This is a genomic window from Corynebacterium sp. UMB8791 (assembly GCF_054166365.1).
Genome location: NZ_JBSZCG010000026.1, coordinates 1 through 356 on the forward strand (window position 1 = coordinate 1; position 356 = coordinate 356).

A 356-nucleotide genomic window follows, 5' to 3' on the forward strand; every position below is an offset into this window, starting at 1 on the left:
GGTAAAATCATAGGACGACGTTCTGTTCTAGAATATAGAAAATCTTGTAAGGTTTCAATAATATTCTTTTTTAACTCACGCTCATCAGATTTAGTTTCTTTAGCCATTTCTACTCTTAGTAGGTGATATATATGCTTTTGTGCAGCGGTAATTAAGTCAGTTGATTCACGCATATAAACAAAGCCACGACTTAAAATGTCAGGACCTGCAAGAACTCGTTGATGCTGATAATCAATCGTAGCGACCACTACCACTAAGCCTTCTTCTGCAAGTATTTTACGGTCATGAACTACTATGTCACCAACTTCAGATGTGCTAGAGGTATCAACAAAAACATCTGGTATTTGTATTTTTCC

At 36.2% G+C, this 356-nt stretch carries 1 pseudogene; it reads right to left on the reverse strand.

From position 1 onward, the window contains the following. Positions 1-356 (reverse strand): annotated as a pseudogene (locus tag ACXIUA_RS00625) (hypothetical protein); the annotation flags it as partial.